At 61.0% G+C, this 19,841-nt stretch carries 15 protein-coding genes; 7 read left to right on the forward strand and 8 right to left on the reverse strand.

Annotated elements, in window-relative coordinates:
* The first annotated feature begins 197 nt into the window (after window positions 1-197).
* The 6 genes from DSCA_RS11010 to DSCA_RS11035 all read left to right on the forward strand — a co-directional run bounded on the left by DSCA_RS11010 (window position 198) and on the right by DSCA_RS11035 (window position 8,120).
* Window positions 198-4,943, forward strand: coding sequence for a choice-of-anchor O protein (locus DSCA_RS11010; RefSeq protein ID WP_155316475.1), 4,746 nt, complete (start codon window positions 198-200; stop codon window positions 4,941-4,943).
* A 205-nt stretch (window positions 4,944-5,148) separates the two neighbouring features.
* Window positions 5,149-5,643, forward strand: coding sequence for an RNA polymerase sigma factor (locus DSCA_RS11015; protein ID WP_155316476.1), 495 nt, complete (start codon window positions 5,149-5,151; stop codon window positions 5,641-5,643).
* The gene (locus tag DSCA_RS11020) at window positions 5,643-6,209 is read left to right on the forward strand and encodes a glycogen-binding domain-containing protein (protein WP_155316477.1); all 567 of its coding nucleotides are present in this window, start codon (window positions 5,643-5,645) and stop codon (window positions 6,207-6,209) included. Before DSCA_RS11015 ends, DSCA_RS11020 begins: the two co-directional genes overlap by 1 nt.
* Window positions 6,206-6,526, forward strand: a complete 321-nt coding sequence (locus DSCA_RS11025) for a hypothetical protein (RefSeq protein ID WP_155316478.1) — start codon at window positions 6,206-6,208, stop codon at window positions 6,524-6,526. The genes DSCA_RS11020 and DSCA_RS11025 overlap by 4 nt, the downstream gene beginning before the upstream one ends.
* A gap of 59 nt (window positions 6,527-6,585) precedes the next feature.
* Window positions 6,586-7,530, forward strand: a complete 945-nt coding sequence (locus tag DSCA_RS11030) for a hypothetical protein (protein WP_155316479.1) — start codon at window positions 6,586-6,588, stop codon at window positions 7,528-7,530.
* A 68-nt stretch (window positions 7,531-7,598) separates the two neighbouring features.
* A complete protein-coding gene (locus DSCA_RS11035; protein WP_155316480.1) occupies window positions 7,599-8,120 on the forward strand; it encodes a hypothetical protein in 522 nt (173 codons plus the stop codon).
* A gap of 400 nt (window positions 8,121-8,520) precedes the next feature.
* On the opposite strand, the gene DSCA_RS11040 is transcribed toward DSCA_RS11035, so the two are convergent.
* The 8 genes from DSCA_RS11040 to DSCA_RS11075 all read right to left on the reverse strand — a co-directional run bounded on the left by DSCA_RS11040 (window position 8,521) and on the right by DSCA_RS11075 (window position 18,340).
* Window positions 8,521-9,456 carry an acyl-CoA dehydrogenase family protein gene (locus tag DSCA_RS11040; RefSeq protein ID WP_167527711.1) on the reverse strand — a complete coding sequence of 312 codons (936 nt, stop codon included), beginning with the start codon at window positions 9,454-9,456 and terminating at the stop codon, window positions 8,521-8,523.
* Window positions 9,453-10,787 carry a VWA domain-containing protein gene (locus tag DSCA_RS11045; RefSeq protein WP_167527712.1) on the reverse strand — a complete coding sequence of 445 codons (1,335 nt, stop codon included), beginning with the start codon at window positions 10,785-10,787 and terminating at the stop codon, window positions 9,453-9,455. The genes DSCA_RS11040 and DSCA_RS11045 overlap by 4 nt, the downstream gene beginning before the upstream one ends.
* Before the next feature lie 48 nt (window positions 10,788-10,835).
* Window positions 10,836-11,750, reverse strand: coding sequence for an AAA family ATPase (locus DSCA_RS11050; RefSeq protein WP_155316483.1), 915 nt, complete (start codon window positions 11,748-11,750; stop codon window positions 10,836-10,838).
* Between the two features lie 53 nt (window positions 11,751-11,803).
* Window positions 11,804-13,246: a diadenylate cyclase gene (locus DSCA_RS11055; protein WP_155316484.1), complete on the reverse strand. Its 1,443-nt coding sequence runs from the start codon at window positions 13,244-13,246 to the stop codon at window positions 11,804-11,806.
* A 6-nt stretch (window positions 13,247-13,252) separates the two neighbouring features.
* Entirely contained in the window at window positions 13,253-13,675 is a 423-nt protein-coding gene (locus DSCA_RS11060) for a DUF2914 domain-containing protein (RefSeq protein ID WP_155316485.1), read from the reverse strand.
* A 145-nt stretch (window positions 13,676-13,820) separates the two neighbouring features.
* Window positions 13,821-13,979 carry a hypothetical protein gene (locus tag DSCA_RS11065; RefSeq protein ID WP_155316486.1) on the reverse strand — a complete coding sequence of 53 codons (159 nt, stop codon included), beginning with the start codon at window positions 13,977-13,979 and terminating at the stop codon, window positions 13,821-13,823.
* 153 nt (window positions 13,980-14,132) lie between these two features.
* On the reverse strand, window positions 14,133-15,347 hold the full coding sequence (locus tag DSCA_RS11070; protein ID WP_155316487.1) for a hypothetical protein: 1,215 nt from the start codon (window positions 15,345-15,347) through the stop codon (window positions 14,133-14,135).
* On the reverse strand, window positions 15,347-18,340 hold the full coding sequence (locus DSCA_RS11075; protein WP_155316488.1) for a PEP/pyruvate-binding domain-containing protein: 2,994 nt from the start codon (window positions 18,338-18,340) through the stop codon (window positions 15,347-15,349). Before DSCA_RS11075 ends, DSCA_RS11070 begins: the two co-directional genes overlap by 1 nt.
* Before the next feature lie 124 nt (window positions 18,341-18,464).
* On the opposite strand from DSCA_RS11075, the gene DSCA_RS11080 reads away from it, so the two are divergent.
* A complete protein-coding gene (locus tag DSCA_RS11080; protein WP_155316489.1) occupies window positions 18,465-19,787 on the forward strand; it encodes an MFS transporter in 1,323 nt (440 codons plus the stop codon).
* The last annotated feature ends 54 nt before the right edge of the window (window positions 19,788-19,841 follow it).

Consider the following 19,841-nt stretch of genomic DNA (forward strand, 5'->3'; position numbering starts at 1 on the left):
ACCCTCAAGCCTGTCGACGATGTGGCACGCCCATTGAAATGGGTAGTGCCAAGGCCGCCTGAAGCTCATCCGGACCTGACCTGATGTGAATCCTTTTGAATCACAGACACCAGCGGCTTTCCGCCTTTATTTTTAGCGGCTATCGAACCGCAGATGAATTTTTCAGTAAGTGTCAATTTATGGAAAGGAGCGTTAAAATGAGAAAATCAGCATTACGGCTTATGATGGCGGTGGCCCTGCTATGGACCGCCGGCAGTGCCCTGGCCTTCACCGGGCCCGGCGGACTGGCCGAACTCAAACTGTACCGCGGCGAGTTCGTGGACATTGCCGACCAGACAGAACTCTACGTGGACTACATCTGCACCGGAACGGTGGAGGTCTGGAACACGCGCACCAAATTTCAGCTGCGCGTGGTGCCCAACCAGGGACTCACCGACGAGGGAGAGATGGAGCAATGGAAAGTCAAGACGGTCCACGCCTACGTGGGCGCCGACCCCGTGCCGATGGATGCGGCCGGCAATCCCCTGGTGGACCAGTTCCCCTACGGCATCACCTATGGCGATCCGTCAAACATATACAGCCTGGTGCTGGACCTGGAGGCCGACCTGGGTTTTCGATGGGGCCAGCCCTATGAAGCCCTGCGCCACCAGAATGTATGTGTGCGCGCCGTGCTGGTCAAGGTCGACCTCGAGACCGGCAAGCAGCTGGCGATCAAGGATGTCTGGACCTTCGACCCCGATTTCGAGGTTCAGATGGCCTCGGATGAATGGGAGTACGATGAAATCACCATCGGACATGGCCGTCTGCAGAAATCGCACAAGGTCAAAAAAGGCCGGAACGTCAAAAACCGCGTCCGGGTCATGCGCGGGGTGATCAACCAGGCCCTCATGGATCACTGGGGCAGTGACGTTTATGCGATGGCCCACCCCCGGCGGGCGCACTTCATCGATTCGCCGGTGGCCGGACTGGGCTTCGAAACCCCCACCCACCAAGGTAGGACCGACGACGCCGGGGCCTTCGACTACTTTCCGGGCGAACGCGTGGATCTGACGATCGGTGACGTGTACCTGGGCAACGCCCTGACCGACCACAAGATCTCGCCGGTGGATGTGTTCGAGGGGGGCGACATGGACGACAACCGGGTGATCAACATGGCCCGGCTGCTCCAGAGCCTGGATGCCGACGCCGACCCGAGCAAGGGCATTGGAATCACCGAGCCGGTAGAGGACGCCTTTGAATCCGCCCTGGACACCCTGAATCTGTCGGACGTCGATCTCAGCGATGACGGCCAGGTGACAAATGTAATCGACACGGTGGTCGCCAACAACCCGGACCTGGGCCTGGTTGCCGTGAGTGCGGAAGATGCCAAAAGCCACCTGGACAAAAGCCTGACCAGCAACATGTTCCGCAAGAATGTGGCCAAAACCCCGGAACTGGCCAGCGCCAAGGCCAAGCTGAATGTCATGGGGGTCTGGTTCCCGGCCCTCAAGGCAAATGGAGATCCGGCCAGTTATGTTGATGGTGAAGACGTAAATGGCAATCCAATTTTAAAAGATGGCATTCCCTATTATGACCAAGATGGTGAATGGATCCGCACAGCCACCGAAGCCAAACCCCTGGTCTGCGTCTACACCGACGAGGCGGAGGGTTACGGCGCCGCCGATGTCTTCGCCGCCGTCTCCCGGGACGACGGCCATACCTGGAAGCGGAAGAACATCTCGCGCATGGCCGACCGTTCCTCATTCACCCTGGCCAATGGGGAAGAGTACTACGGCCACTGCAAGAAGCCGGTCTTCCAGGTCAAGGGCAACAAGATCTTTATCGCCTGGACCAGCAAGTTCGCCAAGGGCGGCAAGCCGCGCTACTCGATCCAGGTCTGCCCGGATACAGATGGCGACGGTAATCCGGATCCCTGCGAGACCTGCCACGGCGATGGTGAGAACGAGGTTTGCGGCTTGGACTACACTCCGGACGATCCCTATGCCGTGGACGACTTCTGGGGTGTCGCCGGTTCGCAGCGTTCCGTGGACTACACCGACGAAGGCTATCCCGAGGTAGGTGAAGTGCCTTACAGCGCCGTCTGGGCCTGCCGCGGCCTGATCGTCACCCAGGCCGAGATCAACAAGGGCGGCTGGTGGGCTGACAAGGTAGTCGGCGACATCGTTTGGTTCAAGCCCGAGCGCCTGACTTCCGCTCGCCGGGACGCCAACCAGGTCTTCTGCGGCGGTGCCGACGGGGCCGGGTTTGCCATTGCCTGGCAGGAAGACCCCAAGGGTCTGCGCCCGGGCGAAGCCAAAGGGCCCGGACCCGGCTGGGGCGGCGCCACGGCCAACCACAAGACAGACATCTGGTACAGCTACATCACCTGGGCCGACCACTCGGTCATCGATGAGGATTTCGTAGCCGGCGGCGACCCCAATCATCCGGTCCAGATCGACGATGAAACCGGTGAGGAGATACCCTGGACCAACCGTCCCAAAGCCCTGGTTCCCATGACCCTGCCGGTTCGGATTTCGGACAACGACGCGGTGAACACGAACAACGCCGATCTGGTCGATGACGAAGGCAACCCGATCACCGCAGTCAGTGCGGAAGACATCATCTACGAGACCAAGAACCTGACGCGCTGCGTGAAGTTCGTCGGTGGCATGTGGATGGTGACGCCGGACGATCCGAACGCCGCGAACGCCGACTATGCGGTCCTGCGCGACGTGCCGGACAACCATAATTCCTCCATGAACTGCACGAATTGTCACGTGCCTTACGGAAACGAGCCGAAGGGCGAGAATCCGACGCAGGCCGCACCGATTCCGCTGGTCGTCGTGGACGCCGAGGCGAACGAATACCTGGGCGGCTTCACGAACGGCGACTGCCTGAGCTGCCACTACAACAACACCGTGCCCCGGGATCGCCTGATCGCCGTGGCTCCCGGTCTGGACGAGACCGCCAAGTGCGCCGAGTGCGAAAGCAAGGGCGGCATCTGGATGGACGGCTCCGATGGAGGAGCGATCGTCGAGGCTTACTATCCCTACGCTCCCTATCCCTTCATCACACCCGACCTGGACGACACCAAGGACGGGTCCCATCGCTATATCACCGAGGTTCCGGGGCTGTGGTCCTATGTGAATGATATCTCCCCGGACGGGATCGGCCTGTATACCAAAATCAATTATCAGGGAGCAGAGAGGACGGTCGCCGTCACCACGGATGGCAGGCTGCTGGACGGTAACACTGCGGCCACCCGGCCCAACCTTTTCCTGCAGACCTATACGAAACCGGACGGCACGAAGAGCGCCTGGGCCATCATGGCCTATGAAGAGACCAAGGGGCTGGGGGCCGGACCGCCGGAAAATGCCGGAACCGGGGAGCAACCCCAGGATGGCAGCGGCTATGATCCCTACGAGCAGTTTCCTGACAACGGCAAGAACGCCATCTACCACAGCTTCGACTTCCAGAATCCCGATCTGGTCAGCGGCGGGACGATCCTGAACCTGCCCGAGACAAATGAAGCCGGTGAACCTCTATACGTAGCAGAAACCGAGTACTTAGGTTCCAATCCAATTTACGATGGGGAAGGGAACATCACTGGCTACGACCCGATTCCGAATCCCGCTGCCGGTGAATTGATCCTGGACTGGAAAGGCGATCCGCAACTGGCGTACGAAAACGCCCGGCGGCCTCGGTTCATCCTGCAGTCCAAGTCTTCCGCTTTCGGCGGCGTGAAGCCCGACGGCAGTTGGAAGGAAACCAATAACTCCGGTACAGTGCTGCTCGTGCTCTACAAGCAGGGTGAGGACGGCGCGGGTCGGCCCACGGACATCATGTGCCGCCGCTGTGTGGTGAAGGATTCTGAAGGCAACATCTTAACGGGCAACCCCTGGGCACCGAAGAATTTCTTGCCGGGCGTTCAGAACCTCAGCACCGCGATGCCGGGAAGGACCTGGATCAATCCCGATCGTGACGAAAACGCCAAGGGCGACGGTGTGAAGGTCTGTGACTGGACGCAGCCCGAGGAATGCCTCGGTTGGAAGTCGGGCGTCAACCCTTACGAGGACTCGCGGGCCCACCGCGGTGCCATCCGCGGCGACTTCGTGATCATGGGCTACTCCTACTGCCCCAACTGGGCAGCCTCGCGCAAGGCCCACGACAAATACGACTTCTATATCCGGCGATCGTTTGACGGCGGGGAGACCTGGACAACCGATCCCGGTGCCGGGGGTCCTGTTGTTCACCAGGACATCTTTTTCGATCCGGACGGTGTCTCCGGGTCGGAACTTGACGAGGAGGGCAACGACGCGACCGAGGCAACCAAACATTACGATGTTTTCACCTCATATGAGCCCGGTGCCTACGAGCCGGCCCGCAATGTTTCCCTGATCAAAAACAACAAGACCAGCGTGATCGAACCGCGCATCGTGGCGGTGCCCGGCACCATTAAGAGTCAAGTAATCGGAGGTGTAAAAGTGTGGGATCCGGATAAACTTGAGGACAAACAGGACCGCAACTGCTTCTACATCGCCTATGGCACATCCACCAACCTGCCCGACGTGGAAAAGGCACCCGAGGACCTCTTTCTGAGTTTCTCTCAGGACCAGGGGACGATCTTTTTCGAGGACGAATGGGTCGTCAACCCCGACAGCAGCGGCAACCATGCGGGTGAGACGGTTTCCGGCTGGATCCGACTGGCCAAGGGCGATCCCGAGCAGGGCGAAGTCCAGATCCGCATGACGCCCAACGCCGAGCGATTCTACGCCTGCTGGCTTGAGGAGGGGATTGAAGGCAGCGACATCTTCTTTCGCCGGCTGACACCGAGCGCATTTGAGGCCAACAATACAACTGAAAACCAGACCGATGACGATGGCGACGGTTTTGCCGAATACCAGGGTGATGTTGACGATACAAACCCTGATATCTACCCCGGCGCCGTCGAGACGACCCCGTGAACTGGTAACGGGCAACCAGGGAAAACGGGTGCCTGTTTTCTTTAACCGATCAGTATGCGCGACAGGGCGGCGGCCTGGAACACCCGGGGCCGCCGCCCTTGTGAATTTCTGTCGGCTGTGGCAGCCTTACGGGCAGCAGGCCGCACTTTCGTAAAATTACCATGCGGCCTGTAACCTTTTTCCATCTCAACCGTTAACAGTTAAAGTGGACAGCTACGCCAGTTTTTACAGGAAGAACAAGGAGCGGATATTTGCCTACCTGCTGCGCCTGACCGGAGACGTTCACCTGGCCGGGGACCTGACGCAGGAAAGCTTCACCCGCTGCCTGGCACGCTATGGGCGCAACGGTAACCATCGCGCGCTGCTGTACACCATTGCCAGAAACGCCGCCCTGGATGCGGCCCGCAAACGGCGGGAGGAGGCACTGGGGGACAGCGAGGATGCCCCTGCCGGCGGTGACGACCCGGAACGCCGGCTGATCGACAAGCAGGCGGTCGACCGCACGCTGGCCGCCATCCGGCAGCTCAACCCGGTGGACCGGGAGCTGATCGCCCTGCTGGCGGCCGACACCTTTTCCTACCGGCAGATCGGCCGGCTGCTCGACATCAGCGAGAACAGCGTCAAGGTCAGGGTTCACCGGGCGCGCCTCAGGCTCAAGGCCATCCTCAACCCCGATGCTGACAACGATGGAGGCTCCTAATGGACTATCTTTCCAGCATGTACATCGACAATGAGATGGATCTGGACGAGAAGCGATCGTTCCTCGAGCGCGTCCGTTCCGATGATGCGTTTTACAAGGAAACCGTTGAACTGCTGGTCCAGGAGCAGCTGCTGCGGGAACTGCCGGTCATGCCGCGTGAAAAAGCAGCCGCAACCCCCTGGCGGACGCCGGTCCGGACCGTTCTGGCAAGCTGTTTCAAGCCCCTGGGATTCGCCACGGCCGGGTTCACCGCCGCCGTGCTGATGCTGTTCACCGTTTTTCAGACGCCGCCGCCCGCCGTCTGCAACAACCGCTTTGTCCTTTTCGAGCCGGCCGCCGGCCAGGTGGAGCTGGCCGGCTCCTTCACCGGGTGGCAGCGGGTGTCGATGACCCGGGCCGGTACCAGCGGGTACTGGGAAATCAACCTGCAGGTGCCCTCCGGGGAACACCGCTTCGCCTACATCCTGGATGGGAATCGGCAGATGGCGGACCCCACCCTGCCCGCCAGCGAGAAAGATGATTTCGGCGGGAAGAACTCCATTCTGAAGGTGGAGAAACGCCTGTGAACCGGCTGCTGGCGATTGCCGGACTGATGCTGCTGACCATGGGCTGCGCCACCCATTACTACCGGGTCCGGGGCGAGACCCTGACCATCTATCTGGACAGGCCCGATGCCAAAAAGGTGACCTTTGCCTGCAGCCTGGACGACTTCCAACCCCACGAGGCCCGCAAGGTCGACGGCCGCTGGACGGTTTCCGTTCCAGGCAGAGACCCGTTCCGCTATTTTTACGTGCTGGACGGGGAACTGTTCCTGCCCCCCTGCGAACTGAAGGAAAACGACGATTTCGGCTCCCAGAACTGCATTTTCAACCCGCACCTGTAACCTTTCTTCATCTCAACCGTTAAACTGACAGCCAATCATCGTTTTTCAAAGGAGAGGTTATGAAACGCACCTGGCTGATTGTCTTCATCGCATGGTCCTTCACCGCAACGGCGATTGCCGCCGAATCGGAAGGCCTGTCCCAGCAGGCCATGGAAAGTGTTCAGCAGCAGACCCGGGAAATGAGCGCACTGGGCGTACCCCAGGCCCAGGCCCAGGAGATGCTGACCCAGATGGTTAAAAATCAATTCCAGAAACAAAACCGGATTCGCGCCCAGCAGGTGGTTGCGGCGACCGCCAAGGCGGGGCTGCCCACCGAACCCGTAATGAGCAAGGCCATGGAAGGCATGGCCAAGCAGGCCGGCGAGCAGCAGATCCTTGCGGCCATGGAGACCGTGCGCAGCCGATACGCCCATGCCAAACGGGTGGCGCGGTCCCTGTCCGACGACGACGAAAGCGTCGACACCATGACCCGGGCCATTGCGGACAGCATGGCCGCGGGAATGAAAGCCAGGGACATGGAACCGGTGATGGCCTGGTTGCAGACCCGGACCCGCCAGCAGACGCAAAACAAGGCGGAGACCGACGCGTTGGCCGTACAGACCATGCAGACCGTTCGCACCATGGCCAGGCTGGGCGTCCCCTCGTCCGATGTGTCCGACACCCTGTGCCAGGCACTGCAAAACCAGTACACCAGCCAGGAAATGAAGCAGCTGCGTCACCAGATCGCCAGCCGGGCCAGCCAGGCCTCGCCCCAGCAGACGGCCAGCCGGCATGCCGGTGCCATCGGCAAGGGCGGCAGCGATTCCAACGGCGGCTCGGGAAGCGGTGCCGGCGGCTCGGGTGGTGGTGCCGGCGGCTCGGGCGGTGGGGCCGGCGGCTCGGGCGGTGGGGCCGGCGGCTCGGGCGGTGGGGCCGGCGGCTCGGGCGGTGGGGCCGGCGGCTCGGGCGGTGGGGCCGGCGGCTCGGGCGGTGGGGCCGGCGGCTCGGGCGGTGGGGCCAATTAGGAAACGCTTATACCCCTCTACCATTAACGTCTTATCAATGAACCTTCATTAAGGAAAGGATGTTACTCATGCACCTGAAAAATGCAGATTCAACCATCACGCGTCTCTTCATCACCCTGGCAGCGGTTTTGTTGATCACCCCAATATGGATGCCAACCGCTCACGCGGACATGGTCATCGCCCCGTCGACAATCGTTTCCAATGCCAACACCCATATCAACGATGATAATTACAGGAACGGCAGGGACAAAGACACCACGGTAAAGGCGATCATCGCCTATCCGTTGGACAGTACTTGTCTGTTGATTCAGGATGCCAGCGATGTCCGGTTCTGGGAATCGGCACAACTGGAAGCCGAAACGGGTCGTTTTGTCGAAGCCCTGTCCATAAGATACTGCTACATCGATGACAATTTGATCGTTGAATTCGATCGCGCTGAAATAACCGCCTACCTTGAGGAATTGGAGATCAAGGGAGATATTGGGGTCGTTGTCGAAGGCACGTTCCGCGTTACCTGCAGTGAAGTTCCGCTTGGCATTGACAACGAGCGTTCAGAGATCGTCCTTGACATCAAGAGTTCACGGAATTAACCAGTGCCCATCCATAAATGGCCAGATTGTCCGATATCTGAATGAACACTAACGGTTCACCAAAAGGGTTTCAACCCTATGCGTCTCCTGTCTCTTGAGGACGTCTATCGCGGCAGGCGGCAATGCATGGCGGACCGCCGGCAGTTCAATTATTCCCTGCACCTGCCGGAAAGACGGTCCGGTGCCGAACGCCGTTCCGGGCTTGAAAGAAGACATCCCGGCCGGAAGATGGCAGGAAGTGAGCCGGCAGCCACAGGCCGAACATCCCCGGAACAGGCACTTGCTTCAGTTTGAAGCCGTTTTCATGCCGCCGTCAGGGACACCACGGGCGCATCATCCGCACAGCCACCCGGAGGCGTTGGAGGACCGCCGTGCCCCCTGTTACCATCGACTTGCGGGTTTATGGATAGGCCCTCCATGCGGAAACGCTGCGCATCGCCCGTGGCCTGCCGGCCACCGCCAGCAGGGCGATGTCCCGCTGCCACAGGGTCCGGATCTCAGGGGCGACATGATGCCATAGTGAGGAAACACCGGTTGAGAAATTTTCCAGGTGGCGGAAGAGTCCGTCCACGGCGATGTGAATGTATGGTGCCGACAGGTCCTGCTGCGCCAGACCGCTTGCCAATGCGATAAGGGCGAGAACTTCCGCCGACACCTTTTCAGTCCAGCCGAAGCGCCGTCCGACGCCCAAAAGATAGCCCAGAAGCGCGCCGGCGACGTGCAGGTCCTCGATGGTCCGGAAGGGTTTGATGTATCCGGCGTATCCGTCTCCGGGAAGCAGCCGGTCCGCCGGGATGAACACGTCGTCCAGGCTGACCACGCTGTGCCGGATTTCGGGAACGAAGGGCAGTGGGGGCATGGCCGAAAACGCCAGTCCGGCGACATCGCGGTCCACCCTGGCCATGCGGATCCGGTTTCTGCCATCCACGACTCCGGTGCATGCCGCCACCACCAGCAGGTCGGCGTCCTCTCCGCCGGTGACGAACTGTTTCCGGCCCTTGAGCCGAAACCCCCGGCCGGAAGGGATCAGCCGGGTATGGATGTCACGCGGGCGGTTTCCACCCGACTCGGTGATGCACAGGGCGGCAAGATGCCCCTGCGGCAACGCGGGAATCAGTTGCCGGATGGCCCCCTGATAACCCGAAGCAAAGGCCCAGGCCAGCCGGTCAGACAGGAACCCGCCGAATATGGACCGCTCGATCGGTGATCGCCGGCTGATCGCGTCCGACGCCCACAGTTTCCGCCAGGACGCATGGCTGTCCACAGGCCGGCGGAGCCGTTCTTTCGGACAGGCAAGCAGGTCGTGCAGCAGGTCACCGGGGAGGCCGTCGTTCACAGCACCAGATCCTTGATAAACGCGGCAAGCTGATTCAGGTTGCGGCATGGACGCACCTCGTTGCAGATGCCCTGGTAGGTTCTCATCTCGCTGTCCCCCGTGTACCAGAACTGTTCCGTCTCCGGATTCAACCACACCAGCCGCCGGCAGCGGTCACGAATGTCCTCCAGCAGCTGGCCTTCGGGGTTGGCATAATTGGATCGGCCGTCGCCGATGACGATCACCGTGGTCTTTTTGTTGACGGCGTCCAGGTACCGCCGGCAAAACTGTCGCAGGGTCAGCCCGTAATCCGTTGAGGCCCCATAGTTGATGCCGGCCTCGGTGAGTATGTTTTCGATGGCCCGGGCCACCTCATGGTCGTCGAAGAACCGGGTCACCTCGGCCACCTCGGCCACGAAAACAAAACTTCTCACCCGATCGAAGCACTCCTGCAGCGAATAGAGCATATTGAGCATGAACCGGGCCGAGGACCAGACCGAACCGGAGATGTCGCACAGCACGGCGATACGTGCCTTGCGCGGCGGTTTTTTCCTGAAGACGATCTGAACCGGCACCCCTTGGTAGCGGGCGGACTGGCGCAGGGTCCTTTTTACATCCAGCACCCCCCGGCTGCGGACCGCATACCGCAGGCCCACCGTGTCTTTCAGTTTTCTCACCAGCTGGGCAATGGTCTCACGCATGCGGGTCGTCTCGGACGGGGTAAGGGCATTGAATGCAAGGTTTCCCAGTTCCCCCTGGCGGTCACCGGCGGTATCCTCCCGGCGGATAACGCCGGTATCGCCTGCCTCTTCCCGGACCAGCAGCCTGCGGGCCACCGCAAGCCGCCGTTCCAGATGGCGCTGGACCTGCCGGCGGGTTTCCCAGTGAATCTCGTCCCGGTGGTCGGCCAGATAATGATCCGCCAGTTCGGCGGCGCGATCCAGGGCGCGAAGCACGGGAAACCGGCGCACCAGCGCACCCAGGTTGCTTCCCGGACCCTGGCGCCGGCTGTCGCCCTCGGACTGGATCTGCTGGAGCAGCTGCAGGTAGGCCGCGGGTTCACCGGCAAGAAAATCGGAGATGGCGGCCAGCTCGAGCTGGTCATCGGCGGTGGCCCTGATGCGGTTTCGGATCCCGTCGATGGGGGTTTCCAGCGAACCGGCATCCCCGGCCGTTTCGGTGACCTGCAGTTCGTGAAAGAAAAGGTGGTACAGGTGGTCGAACCGCCTCTGCTCCCGGCGGCTCTTGGCGAAGTTGGCCCGCAGGACGGCGTTGAACTGCCGTTCATCCAGCATGTCCACCAGGCGGATCTGTTCCAGACAGTCCATCACTTCGGCTGTGGAAACCCGCATCTCGGCGGCCCGGGCGCAGGCAGCGAATTGTAAAATCAGGTTGACCATCTAACTGAAGTTGGCGACTTTTCTGGCCTGCTCGCGGACCATTCGGCCATCCGCCCGATGCTTGCAGATGAAATTGAGCGTATCGGTCACCGCCTCGGGGGAAAGGGTTTCCACCTGGAGTGCAATCAGCGCGTGGGCCCAGTCCAGGGTTTCCGAGATGCTGGGAATCTTCTTCAGGTCCAGCTCGCGAATGCGGGTCATGGCCGCCACCATCTGGCGGGCCAGGCCGTCGGCGATACCGGGCACTTTCCTGCGGACAATGGCCAGTTCCGTCTTCGCGTCGGGGTAGTCGATATACAGGTGGATGCAGCGGCGTTTGAGCGCGTCGCTCATGTCCCGGTAGCTGTTGGACGTCAGCACCACGAAGGGGATGTGAACCGCCTTGACCGTGCCCAGCTCGGGAATGGTGATCTGGTGGTCGCTGAGGACTTCCAGCAGGAAGGCCTCGAATTCAGGGTCGGATTTGTCCACCTCGTCCACCAGAAGGACCACCGGGGCCTCGGACCGGATGGCCTGCAGCAGGGGGCGCGGCAGCATGAACCGCTCCGAAAAAAAGGCGTCTTCCTGATCGGCGATGCGCGCCACCGCGTCGGACAGGCTGGCTGCCCCGCCGATTACATCAACGATCTTGTCCTTGATAATCTGGGTGTAAAGCAGCTGCTTGGCGTATTCCCACTCATACAGGGCCTTGGCCTCGTCCAGCCCCTCGTAGCACTGCAGGCGGATCAGTTCCCGGTCGAGGCTTCGTGAAACGGCCTTGGCCAGCTCGGTTTTTCCCACCCCGGCAGGCCCCTCCACCAGGATCGGTTTTTGGGTGCGGGCAGCCAGGAACACCACCGTGGCGATTTCACGGGTACAGATGTAGCCGGCCGATTCAAGGGCGGTGCGGGTAAGGGTGACAGTGGAAAAAGACATGATTTTTCGGCTCCTTGTTGATCTGGTCGAGCGTCTACGGGTGGGTTCCGGCATCAGAAGGCGGCGTCCGGTCTTTTTCTGACCTTGTAGATCACGTCCACGCGGTTGGCCCGGCCGTCTTCCAGCTTCAACGATGACGGTTGAAGCACGACGCTCACGGTTGCGGTGCCGCCGGTGGCAATGCCGTCGAGGGGAATCTTTTCGGTATAGATGGTCTGGATGTTTTCGAGCATCAGGCTGCCGCCCACCACCTTGACGGTGTCCGGGACCATGCGCACGTCTTCCAAGATCAGTCCGGCGTCCAGCTTGCCGGTCCAGTCCGGCTGAACGGGAAGGGTTTTTTCGACCGGCAGGTCAAGGGTGACCTCCAACGCCTGCGGGTCCACCTGCTTGAGCTGGATTCCCGGCGGCAGGGCGATGCTGTCCCTGGCGATGGGTACCTGGTTTCTGCCGGCCACCGCGTTGGCCAGGTTGAGCTTGACCTTCACCTGGTCGGGCCGGACGGATTTGATCAGGGTCCCCGAGCCGCTGAGCTGCAACCGGACGCTGCTGGCCGAGGCGGCAAATATTTCCATTTTGGGATCCCGGTTCATGAACTCCACGGGAACCTCCAGGGTCACCAGGGTTTCGAGGCCCCGGGCAAAGCTGAACCAGATGCCCGTGATGCAGGCCAGGCAGATCAGGGCCACGGCGCCCAGTTCGATCGTGTGGCTCGTCAGGCCGGCCGGCGCGTCTGCCTCCCCGGCGTGTTCGCGCAGCACCCGGGCCAGTTCGATGTTGTCACTGATAGTGACCGCGGATTCATCCTTGAAGACCGTGACGTGGCCGCGCTCTTCGGAAACCACGATGACCAGCGCATCGGTCTTTTCGGCCAACCCGACGGCAGCACGATGCCGGGTGCCGAAATAGGAGGGAAGGTCGCCTCTCTTGGAAAGGGGAAGGATGGCGGCGACTTCCACGATCCGGTCTCCCTGGATGATGGTCGCGCCGTCATGCACCGGCGTGCCGTGCCAGAAAATGCTCAGCAGCATTTCCCGGGAGAGTTTCCCCTGCCAGGGGATGCCGCTTTGCACCACGGATTCGATGCCTTTTTTCAGTGGCAGGACGATCAGGGCGCCCAGCTTCCGGCGGGCCAGTTCGTAAACGCTCTCCACGATGATGTCGACCGGGGTCTGGATCTGACGCTGGGGAATGCCCCAGAAAAAAGATTTGAAGTTGCGGGTTTGCAGGACGCTGGCGATTTCGTTGCGAAACACGATGATGACGATCAGGGCGGCGGCGGCGATGATGCCCTGCATGGCCCAGCTGGTAACGATCAGCCCCATGCTGACCGCCAGCCGCTCCAGCATCCAGAGCATGGCGATCGCCATGATCATGCGAATGACGTTGGTGCCCCGGAACAGCACGTAAAGCCTGAACAGGATATAGCTGTTGAGCAGGATGTCGACGATATCCTGCCAGCGCAGTCCAGAGAAGAGTTGGATCAACAGGTCCATGGGGTGTCAGTCCGTGATGCTGAAGCGCAGGGTGCGCATGAGGTTGTCATTTCCATCGGTGATCTCCACCCGCCAGGGCCCCTTGTCGGCATCCCTGAGCTGCACGCTGGTGAATGAAGACCAGCGAGGAGGATTGATGGTCAGGCGTTTAACGGTCACCAGGTTGTCCCGGCGGTACCATTTATGGTGAATGTAGGTCTTTTCCGGCACCAGGTCGAATTCGGTGAAACAGGACACCCGGCCCCGTTCTATGGAAAACACGACCGCCGGGAAGACCGGTGCGTACTCCTGGATCGTCTCGCACATGACCGCCCGGACCAGTTTCAATTCATCGGCAGCAGACAGGTCCCGGCTCCATGCCGACCACATAAAAAGAAACACGGCGGCCACGACAAACGTCCAGCCTGACTTTCGGGGTATGGTTTTCATGGGCCCACAGTAGCGCAGCTACCTTTTTTTTCAAGAAAAAAACGGGATCGTCCACTGTGTAAAAGGGGGATAAAACGGGTCACCCGGGCAGGACTGCCGGGGATCAGGGGGTCCGGAAAGGCGCTATACGGTAAACGGCCCGGCGCTACAGGGGCTCTCTCTTGCGAAACAATTCCGCCAGGGACCGCTGGATCAGCAGCTGCTCGATCGATTCTTTTTTTCGTATCTTCCGGATGGTTTCTGCATCCATTACCCACCCGAAACCCAGATCATCGAAAAAGACGATATCCATTTTATTGTCCACGGCCAGAACTCCTTGTATGCGGTATCTGCTTGCCGGCGCACGATGGCGATGGGCGAATCCCATTTCACAACCATTGTAACGCGATGATTCTGGTATCGCCGGTTTTCGGTTTTTCTTTAGCAAAGATAGCGGAGCCGGTCAGCGCCGCCCGGATCAGGACGCCGGGTGAGCAGCGGCAGCGGCAGTGATAGCGGGCAAAATGGCACTGACGATGGTATCGATGTCATCGTCGATCTGCCGGTAACGGACATCATCGACATCCAGGTAAATACGTTGCTTATGGGGAGATATGTCCGCGTGGGGATCGATATGCATGGCTCGGTAGACGTTTTTACCGAGAAGGATAACGGTGAAATCCGCGTTGGGGCAGAGTTGGCCGATCACCCGATCGGCATTTTCAGGGGTGAGGGTGACGGGACGGTCCGGCGTAAAAAATGCCAGCTTCTGCGCCGTCGACGGGCCATGGTGACCGGCAGGGATCCGGCGGACGATGTCGGATCTGAGTTGTTCCTGCAGTTTGAGATAGTCGTCGGACGGCCTGATGCGGCCCGTCGCGGGAGCCGCCTCGAACATGGCGTTCATGGCAGGCACGATGGCGATGGTGGCCGGCGGGGCCTTCTTTTTACGGTCCGGTTCGCATGAGAACCGGCTGTAGGTGGCAGCCAGGTCCGCCGACAGGGTCAGCGCATCCGGCTCGGCCACGCCGATCTTGCGAAAGGTGCTGATGATAAATGGATGTCTCAGGTACCGGAGAAAGGCCGGCTCCGACTGGAAGATCGCTTTGAGAAAACGGAATTCGGTGGCCGTGAGCTGCATGGCGGCCAGTTCGGCAGCGCTGGCGTCCCGGCTTCCCGGGGCGAAGCGGTCGCTGTTCCGCAGCAGGCCCGCAATGCTCACCCGTTCATTCCGGTGGAGCTTCCGGAGCAGGAGCAGGCGGATGGCCATCAGTTCCGCACACGGGTACAGGCTATCATGATCGCGGGTGCCTTTGAATAAATTCAGCCGGGGGTCATAGTGGTACAGCACCCGTGAGAGCCCCAGGATATTGGTGTCCAATACCATCAGCTCCGCCCGAAGGGGCACCGGGCCGTACATGCGCCGGGACACCATGTCAAAATCCAGGGGGAGGTCGCGGCCGCGGGTGGCCCAGGCGTCACGTTTGTCCGGCGCTCCGGCCCGGCCCAGGACCACTTCGATGAGGTAGGCCATGATCTCGCCGGCAATCTGTTCGGCCTCGGACAACCGGTCTGTCCGGGCAGCCGGACTCAGGGGCGACCGGGGCATGGACGGCGAGCAGGCGGTAACGATCAGGATGCCGATCCCCATTGCCAGGAAAGGCAGCAGCCGGTTGACCCTGCGGGGAGTCATCAGGCAGGGGGCTCTTCGAGCAGGATGACGGCCCGGGAATGTTTGCCGTCGCATTTCAGCACCAGGGGCCGCTGGAGCCTCACATGGCACAGATGCGGGTTGGAAAAAACAACCGGCAGCGCCTTCAGGGTGTCCCAGCGAATAATATCCTCGCTGCCTTCGGTTACGGTCAGGTAGGGGATGCCGTTGGTGGTGATATTCTGGAAAAAATGGGACCCCTGGGAGGGGTCGGCCTTCAGCGATGCATTGCGGATCTCCACCATGGCGCCCACGCCGTCGATATCCTTCCATTTTACCGGTATGCCCAGCCAGCGGTCAAAGGATCCCCAGCGGCCGGGGCCCATCAGCAGGTAGGGCCGCTGTTCCCGGACCAGGGTCCGGTTGATTTCGGCCACGGCCCGGGCAATGGCTACCGTGTCCTTGGGGTCGAAGGTGTCGGGCCTGACGAAAACGATGTCGGCCACGTCCTGTTTGCGGCCATGTCCCAGGGCCTGGGTGGAGTAGCACAGGGCCCTGGCGGCATCGGCAATCGTGACGTCCACATCGTGCATGTCCGCCCCGGCGGCCATGGGCCGCATCTGGAGAATATTGAAGGTGCCTTTTTTGCCGTCGTCGCCGGTCAGGTTGATGGAAAATTCGAACTCCATGGCGCAGCCCATGCCGTCCCGGCCGATGGTCAGCAGGTCTTTGAGCAGGTCGGGCAGCGGGAAGCTGTCGTATTTGAGCACCGGGGCAAAGGTGAGTACCCGGGTGCCGGGAACCTGGACGGTATCCCGGATACGGTTCTCGGCCGCAACGTAAGTCCCGGCCAGGCGCTGAACCGGCCCTTCGCCCTCGGCTTCGTCCACGTGGCGTTTTTCCACATTGGCGCCCCGGTCAAAATAGAGGCCGTCCGGCGCGCCCTCCATGCCCAGGGCCCAGAACTGCCGCTGGGCGTTGGACAGAATGTCTTCCACTTTGGAAAACTGGGGCAGCACCTGGGGATACGCCGGCGAAAAACGAAGGGACGGTTCCCCTTTGGGGATGCCCCGTCCGAACCCCATGACGATACGGGCGATACCGTCTTCCGCTTTCAGGGGCGCCACCGGATAAAAATTTTGGGACTGGGCGATACCGGAAATATCCGGGTAGAAGAAGGCACCGTACCGGCGGCCCACCAGCTGCTGGACGATGACCGCCATCTGATCCCTGCGGATGCGATAGGCGGTGCCGCTCAGAAACGTGCGCGGATCGCGGTACCAGGTGGACGCATAGACCAGTTTCACGGCGGTGATCAACTGGTTGCAGCGGACGGTGAAATCAGGATGGTTGTTGGGAACCATGTAGGTCTTGTAAAGACCGGTGAACGGATGGTTGTGAACATCCTCCAGAAGGCCCGAACTCCTGATGGAAAGGGGCTGGTGGACAACGCCCAGGTAGCGGCGCAATTGATCCGCCAGCCAGGGAGGCATTTCCCCTTCGAGAAACGACCGGGCGATCTGTTCGTCCGGCAGGTGGGCCATGGCCGACGGGTCCAGCCCGTTGTGGGATACGAAGGCGTCGAATCCTTCCGTGGTGATGGCCAGGGTCTGGGGCACCTGGATGGTGACATCCGGGTAGCGTGCCTGAAGTCCGGACGAGCGGCGCAGCAGGTTGGCCACGAAGGCCAGTCCCCGGGCCTTTCCCCCCAGGGATCCCCTGCCGATTTTAACGAAATCGGAAATCTCGGGGTCGTAGTCTCTGGTGTTGAACTGAACAACCACCCCTTTTTGCCGCCATTTTCGCAGGGCATGGATGTGGTCGATGAGAAAACGGCGGATTTCATCCGCTCCGGAAAAGTCGTCCGCCCTGGCATTTCTCAGGTGTGAGGCCAGGGCGATTTCACTGCGCGCCATGATCCAGTTGGAAAAACGGTTCCGGGTGGCGTGGTAGAGCAGGGATTCATCGGGCACGGAGGGCAGAATTTCTTCAAGGGCTTTGAGATTGGCGGCCCGTGCGATTTCACTGCCGTTGGGCCGCCTGAAGATGAAATCGCCGAATCCCAGCATCTCAAGGAAAAACTGGTGAATCTCGGCGAGCAGGTCATCGCTGTTCTTGTCCAGAAAATCGGCCGGCACCTGCTCGGCCAGCTGCCGGTTTCCGGGTTCGTTGCTGATCAGCAGGAGCGGCAGGTCGGGAATCGCCCGACGGACCTCGGAAAGAAATGTGAAGCCGGCGTCGGCGGTAAGTTTACCGTCCTTGGGATATCGGGTGTCGGAGATAATGCCGAACAGGTAGTCCCCGTACTGCCGGTACAGGGACATGGCCTGCTCGTAGCTTTCGGCAACGAGAATTTTGGGCCGTGCGCGCATCTTGAGCAGACGGTGCTCCTGGTTCAGGCTTTCCTCCAGCACCTCCTGGGTCTGGTTGACGACCTCCTTGTAAATCAGCGGCAAAAAATAAGAGGTGTAAAGGGGTGAGTCCTCCACCAGGATCAGGACCCGGACCATGGCCTTGCGGGTGTCGTCGGCCACATTGAGCCGGTCTTCCATGCTCTTGACGATGGCCAGCAAAAGGTCCGAATCACCGGACCAGATGAAGGTCTGGTCGATACCGGAAAGATCTTTGCCCTCGGGCGGAGGGTAGACGCCCCGGACACTGTGGGCCAGCAGGACCACCGGCAGGTCGGCATGGGCGCCTTTGATCTGCTGCCCCAGGTCGAAGACATCCATGTCATCCAGATGGGGCATGGCCACCACCAGGTGGAACGTCTTTCGCGAGAGCATCTCCATGGCCTGCGCGGCGGTGGCGGCCTGGGTGATCCGCGGCGGACGGCTCAGGTTCAGCCCCCGGTACTCGTTGATGATCTTGGATGCCAGGCTGCCGTCTTCCTCGAGGATATAAGCGTCGTAGGGGCTGGCCACCAGAAGGATCTCAAACACCTTGTTTGACATCAACTCGTGGAATACCTTAAAGTGGGTGTCGAAATCCCCGTTCTGGAAGGATGCGGGCAGGCTTGCCACGTTGTCGTCCATATCAATCCGATACCATTCGTTCAGGAATTGGCGCCGATTCGTCGTTCATCCTGCAAGGATACGGTTGGGTGCCCCTTTTTTCAAGTAAAAACGAGCACTGCCGGTTCCAGGGAGCACCGTTGTCATGAAACCTCGCAAGAAGGCCGTATGGGGCTGGGCCATGTACGACTGGGCCAATTCGGCTTTTGCCACGACCGTGATGTCCGGATTTTTTCCTGTCTTTTTCAAGCAGTACTGGAGCGCCGGTGTCGACGTCAATCTGAGTACGGCCCGGTTGGGGCTGGGGAACGCCGCCGCCGGCCTGCTGGTGGCACTGGCCGCACCGATCCTGGGCGCCGTGGCCGATCGGGGCTCCGCCCGCAAGCGGTTTCTGGCCCTGTTCGCCTACCTGGGCGTGCTGACCACCGCCGGCCTCTACTTCGTCGGCCAGGGCAATTGGGCCTTTGCCCTGGTCGTCTACGCCATGGGGGTGATCGGTTTTTCCGGCGCCAACGTGTTCTACGATGCCCTGCTGCCGGAAGTGGCTGGCGAAAAGGACGTGGACGTCGTCTCGGGGTTCGGCTTCTCCATGGGCTACCTCGGCGGCGGGCTGCTCTTTCTGGTGAACGTGCTGATGGTGACCATGCCCCAGCGGTTCGGTCTTGCCGACGCCGGCCAGGCGGTGAGGGTCGGTTTTCTCAGCGTGGCCCTGTGGTGGGGCTTTTTTACCCTGTTCGTCCTCTTCTGGGTTCCCGAAAAACCGGCGTCCGGGACACGGGCCGCCGGCGCCTGGTCCGGCGGGTTTGCGCAGTTGAAGCACACCTTCGGCCGGATCAGGCACATGAAAACGGTGCTGCTGTTTCTGTGCGCCTACTGGCTGTATATCGACGGGGTGGATACCATCATCCGCATGGCAGTCGATTTCGGCATGAGCCTGGGGTTTGATGCCAAGGACCTGCTGCTGGCCCTGCTGGTCACCCAGTTCGTCGGCTTTCCCGCAGCCCTGGTGTTCGGCAGGCTGGGGCAGCGCATCGGGCCGCGGAAAGGCATCTACATCGCCATCGGCGTATACGTGGCAGCCACCTTCTGGGGCATCTCCATGACCCGCAAGGAAGAATTCTACGTGCTGGCGGCCGTCATCGGCCTGGTGCAGGGAGGCATCCAGGCACTGTCCCGCTCCTACTACTCCCGGCTGATTCCTGCGGACAAACCGGCTGAGTTTTACGGATTCTACAACATGCTGGGCAAATTTGCCGCCATCATCGGTCCGGTGCTGGTGGGCGGTGTGGGGCTTCTGATGCGCCGGCTGCTCATGCCGCCGGACCCGACTGCCGCGGACCTCGTCCACGTCGGCGCCCTGGCCGCACGCTGGAGCATGGCCTCGGTGCTGATCCTTTTTGCCGCCGGAGCGGTCCTGCTCTATTTTGTCGATGAGGAGAAGGGTAAGGCGCAGGCGGCCATGCTCTGAAAAGAAAGAGGTCGGAAGACCGAAAACGGATGTCGCCCTTCGCCCTTCGCCCCT

This window comes from Desulfosarcina alkanivorans, assembly GCF_009688945.1.
Lineage (GTDB): Bacteria > Desulfobacterota > Desulfobacteria > Desulfobacterales > Desulfosarcinaceae > Desulfosarcina > Desulfosarcina alkanivorans.